This window comes from Sporolactobacillus inulinus, from assembly GCF_006539285.1.
In the GTDB taxonomy this organism is placed as follows: Bacteria; Bacillota; Bacilli; order Bacillales; family Sporolactobacillaceae; genus Sporolactobacillus; species Sporolactobacillus inulinus.
Genome location: NZ_BJMS01000145.1, coordinates 1 through 5,147, shown reverse-complemented (window position 1 = coordinate 5,147; position 5,147 = coordinate 1). Strand labels below are relative to the sequence as shown.

The window sequence follows — 5,147 nt, the reverse complement described above, 5'->3', positions numbered from 1 at the left end:
AAGAAATTAATTGAACTGTTCTCCCCATTGCCTCGACATCAGCGGCTGACCGTAACTCCCGATCGTAGCAAAGAATTTGCTTGGTATGACCAAGTCGCTAAGGCATGCGGCATGACTTTTTATTTTCCCAATCCACATGCGCCTTGGCAGCGAGGAAGTAACGAAAACACTAATGGACTACTAAGAGAATATTTCCCTAAAGGACATGACTTTCGCCAGGACAGCGATGCGTCCATCGCACATGCTGTGAACGAATTAAATCACCGACCTCGCAAATGTTTAGGCTGAAGACTCCTTTTGAGGTCTTTTATAATCAGGCGTTGCACTTAGTTTGACAATTCAAGGTATTAAAAAATCCCTCTACAAAGGGATTTTCGGGTGCTCCACCATCTAGTATCGGATGGTTAATATGGAGACGGTGTCCGTGTTTGATGAAGCTCTGAATTGTTGGTATATCAAGTATTTATCAACATTTTGGAACTACGTGATCCGGAATTTATCCGGAATCCAAAATGAATATTCCTTGAAGAAATTCAGCTTAAAAATTGGGCACAATTTATGTTTTCTTTTTAAAGACATAGATCCTACATTGAATAGGATTTATGTCTTTTTATTTTACTTGATTAGAACGATCAAATATAAGGTTGGGGGATTTTTCAATTGATAATTACACCCTCCGAAAGGAAGGAAAAAATCTTCAGGCAAAATCATTTGATGTTCCTGATATTCGTACAATTGAGTCGCTCCATCTGCAAGATTTTTTGTACAGAATTGCCCGAACAACGGTTTATTACCCTGCACATTTATTCGACAAGAGTGCCTTAAAGTCCTGCGGTATCAGTACATTTTTAATGTTCAGCAAGCCCTAGATAAAAAGCAAAACCGTTTATTAAAATTGAATCACTTGTCAACTCCAGCAATGGATTGACAGACTGCCCGACTATATCAAGGCTTACCAGCCAGAACTAGAAAGTTGAGATTTTAATTATTGTCCTTTTATCTTTCTTAGTGTTAATCGATATATCTTCCCCTCTACAACAAATAATATATATCAGCAAGAGATAGACAATAATGAGCCTAAACCGTACCGATTCGTCAGGTCATTTGTGATCTGCTCATCTTTAAAATAATTTTTCGGACTACACTCATTTCGTTATGATCAATAAGCAAAATCAATGTATCTCCCGACCGGATCATCGTGTCGCCATGTGGAATAATCTCATGTTCCCCTCGATGAATGGATATAAGCAAGCTATGATTTGGCCAATTTACATCACGAACCTGTTGTTCATCCAGATCACTGCCAAGAAAAACAGGTATCTCCAAATGATCATTTCGTCCGCTCAATTCATTTAGTTTCTTCCCCAGATTTAATCGAGCAAGCAGTGATGCATAAATAGGAGCCCCACCAAGGAGATCAACGACAAGATAAGCGATCAGGGAGACGAGGGCCAAAGGCATTAAGTGTTCGAGCGATCCAACCATCTCAGTAATCAAGATGATTGCGGTAAATGGTGCCTTACCGATCCCGGCAAAATAACCAGCCATTGAAATAATAATTAAATTCATAATGTAGATGTTAGGAAGTAATCCTAAGTCAGACATAACTGTACCGTATATGGCACCCAGAATGGCTCCAAGAGAAAGAATGGGCAGAAAAATTCCCCCTGGTAACCCGGAACCATAAGAAATCATTGAAAAAATAAAACGAAGCACAAATAATCCTAATAAAATCGTCAATCCGGGGGTCACATTACCCATTCCAAGAATAATGGTATTCCCTCCACCCAGGGTATGCGGCCACATTATTCCGATCGGGATGACCAAGAGAAAAGGAACGAGGCCATGAAAATACCTGTGAAGCTTGATAAATCGTTCATACCATTGAGGCATTTTTAGCAAAACTTTTTGGTAGAGGAAGCCAAACAGACCAAGGACAACTCCCAGTAAAATAAGATGCCAATACAGATAAAGAGGAAAGCTACGTGAGTAACTGATGTGCAATACGGGTACTAAGCCAAAAAAGTTCGATGAGACAAAATCAGAACCAATGGCTCCGGCGAGGGAAGCCATCCAGACAAATGGTGAAAAATTATGATAGACTTCTTCAAGTACAAACAATGTGCCAGCAATCGGTGCGTTAAACGCCGCAGACAGTCCGGCAGCAGAACCGCTGGCAATCAGAACTCGACGTGATATTCCAGTACTTTTCAATCCTTGGGCAATACCTTGACCTACAGCAGCACCCAACTGAATGGAAGGTCCCTCCCGTCCCAGAAAAAGACCTGCGCCTATCCCCAGAACACCAGTAATAAATTTGCGCCAGAGGATCTGCCACCAGTTCATTTCCAGATCCCCCGCTAATTGTCCCTCAACCTGTGGAATCCCAGATCCCATAATATTGGGCTGAGATCTGGCGATAATGCCAATAAGGAGTGCCAACAATGAGCTTATAAATATCGCCACAAAAACGGTCCATGGATGATCTGGAATGAATTGATACAATTTTGTCCATAAATGTAACGAGAACTCAATTAATATACGAAAAAGACTGACTACAAATCCCGTCAGGATGCCAACAACTAATCCTTTTAGAATAAATAATAAGCGTGTGGCATCAAATGCTGATTTTTCTTTATTTCGTCTCAAAAGTCAATCTCACTCTCTCGGTAAGCACATTTTTTCTATCGGACACCCATTCTCATAATTTAATTATCATTGAATTTATTTATCGGTTTAATGTCCAAGCATTAGCGCAGGTCGCATTTCTTTACACATTGAGAATGAATGTTGATAAGGAAATCGTTGGCTCTTCTCTTTTAATAAACTATGATCAGGATAAAAAACAAATACCAAAAGTTTATTTGATTTGTTGGTGTTTCATTTTTAATTATAACGAAAATAAGCGACAAGTGAAGAATTGAGACAATCTGTCAGAACTTTATAGTAAGTATCTTAAATATATATACGCACTTGAAATTGCAATTGACAGAATCATGACTGGTAGTCCAATTTTCATATACTTCATAAACGTAATCGGATAACCCTCTTTTCCAGAAAGGCCGGCAACAATCAAGTTGGCACTGGCACCAATCAGCATACCATTACCCCCAAGACAGGCCCCCAGTGCAAGACTCCACCAGAGTGGCTCCAAATTACGAACACCCATGTTTCCCATATCCTGAATCACCGGAATCATCGTCGCCACAAACGGAATGTTATCGATGAAGGCAGAGGCAAACGCGCTCATCCACAGGATAAGAAATGAAGCGGGCAATAATTGACCCCCGGTCAGATCAATTACCGACTGAGCAAACCTAGTAATGACGCCAGTCTCAACTAATCCGGAAACCAGCACGAACAAACCGACAAAGAAGAAGATGGTTGTCCATTCTACTTTGCTCAGTGCTCTTTCAAGATAATTTTCGCCAGTTAAAAGCAGTAAAAGAAAAGCACCAAAAAGTGCAACAGTCGCCGTCTCAATGCCAAGTGTCTGATGGAGAAAAAAACCTGTAATAGTCAGGAACAAGACAAGCAGCGATTTAATGAGCAATCTGCGATTGACAATCTCGCTGCCTGGGTCCAGATCAGTGATCCTCGCCCGCGCTTCAGCAGTTGTGTGCAACTGGCGGCGATAAATAAACAAAAGCAAAAGAACTGTAACAACAATAATGACCATGATGATCGGTGCTAGATTAGATATAAAGTCCATAAAACTTAGGGATTTGACCGAGCTGCCGATCATGATGTTCGGTGGATCACCGATCATTGTTGCTGTTCCACCAATGTTGGACATTAGGATTTCCGAAGTTAAAAACGGAATCGGAGTCACTTTTAACTGTCTGGCTATACTGAAAGTCACTGGCACCATTAAAAGAACGGTGGTTACATTGTCAAGAAAAGATGAGCCAATCGCGGTAATTAAAGAAAAAACAATAAGAAGCGCAAGTGGGCGGCCTTTTACAATCTTTGCAGCCAAGATTGCAATAAAATTAAATAATCCGGTCTCGGCTGTGATCGACACGATAATCATCATACCAATGAGTAAGCCAAGTGTATTGAAATCAATATGTTCAATCGCAGTGTGCTGGCTGACAATACCGAATAAGATCATCAGCGCTCCGCCAATCATGGCTACGATTGTTCGATGAATTTTCTCCGCAATAATAAATCCGTATGTAAACACAAAAATCCCAATGGCTAAAAAAGCTTCATTCCCCATATCTGCCTGTCCCTTCTTTTACATGTTCTCTCACCATGAAGCTTTTGTCTCTGTTTTCTGTGATCCTTGAATTATACAGTCCGCCACTCAACAGATTTGAGGAGCTGAAGCTGTAACAAATGAACAACAAAAGGAACGTAAACATCCCTTCGAACGATCACCTGATACTCATGATCTTTCCGTGCATAGAATAGAATATCCGTATAAACCCGATCACTATCAAAAAATTCCCTGAGTTTCCGCAAGCGATCAGCTGCTTCATTTGTCTTCGTGTGAATCAAAAATTCAAAATCATTTTCATTTCTATGTTCTGTTAACGTAATCAGTTCATTATTAACCATGTAAAACAACTTCTCCATTTGTTTCACTCCAGTTTCAATTTTCTCTATCCCTTAAATCAAATAGCGCAAAAAGATATAGCCCATTGCCATGGTGACGGAAAGAATCATAACAAATAAGCCAATTCCCATAAACCGCAGAAATGAAATGGGGTGTCCTTCTCTTCCTGCAAGTCCGGCAACGATCAAATTGGCACTTGCACCAACAAGGGTTCCGTTTCCACCAAGACATGCACCCAATGCGAGACTCCACCATATTGGCTCCAGATTACTGATACCCATCCGCCCCATATTCTGAATCAGAGGAATCATTGTCGCAACAAACGGAATATTATCAACAAATGCTGAAGCACCAGCGCTCAACCATAGAATCAGAAATGATGTCGTTCTCAAGTCACCACCAGTCAGATTAATCACTAACTGAGCTAAATGATTCATTACTCCGGTTTCAATCAGACCGCCGACCAGTACGAATAAACCGAGAAAAAAAAAGATCGTTGTCCATTCCACTGAACTTAGAGCTTTCTCAAGTACTTTCTCCCCTGTAAATAATAAGAGCAGAAAAGCACCAAAAAGTGCGATCGTTG

At 40.6% G+C, this 5,147-nt stretch carries 4 protein-coding genes and 1 pseudogene; 1 reads left to right on the top strand and 4 read right to left on the bottom strand.

All coding sequences use genetic code 11. From position 1 onward, the window contains the following. Window positions 1–335, top strand: a pseudogene (locus SIN01_RS13895) (IS30 family transposase); the annotation flags it as partial. 760 nt (window positions 336–1,095) lie between these two features. Here the strand turns inward: SIN01_RS13895 and SIN01_RS13890 are convergent. The 4 genes from SIN01_RS13890 to SIN01_RS13875 form a co-directional block, all read right to left on the bottom strand. Next, on the bottom strand, window positions 1,096–2,649 hold the full coding sequence (locus tag SIN01_RS13890; RefSeq protein WP_010023452.1) for a ClC family H(+)/Cl(-) exchange transporter: 1,554 nt from the start codon (window positions 2,647–2,649) through the stop codon (window positions 1,096–1,098). A gap of 292 nt (window positions 2,650–2,941) precedes the next feature. Then, a complete protein-coding gene (locus tag SIN01_RS13885) occupies window positions 2,942–4,222 on the bottom strand; it encodes an ArsB/NhaD family transporter (protein ID WP_010023451.1) in 1,281 nt (426 codons plus the stop codon). A 71-nt stretch (window positions 4,223–4,293) separates the two neighbouring features. Beyond that, window positions 4,294–4,581, bottom strand: coding sequence for a hypothetical protein (locus SIN01_RS13880; protein WP_029548077.1), 288 nt, complete (start codon window positions 4,579–4,581; stop codon window positions 4,294–4,296). 33 nt (window positions 4,582–4,614) lie between these two features. After that, the coding region (locus SIN01_RS13875) for a sodium:proton antiporter (protein WP_280530770.1) at window positions 4,615–5,147 on the bottom strand (533 nt) is incomplete at its 5' end.

Coding starts and splice junctions, on each gene's coding strand:
- SIN01_RS13885 (WP_010023451.1), bottom strand. CDS start 4,222: ATGGGGAATGAAGCTTTTTTAGCCATTGGGATTTTTGTGTTTACATAC.
- SIN01_RS13880 (WP_029548077.1), bottom strand. CDS start 4,581: ATGGAGAAGTTGTTTTACATGGTTAATAATGAACTGATTACGTTAACA.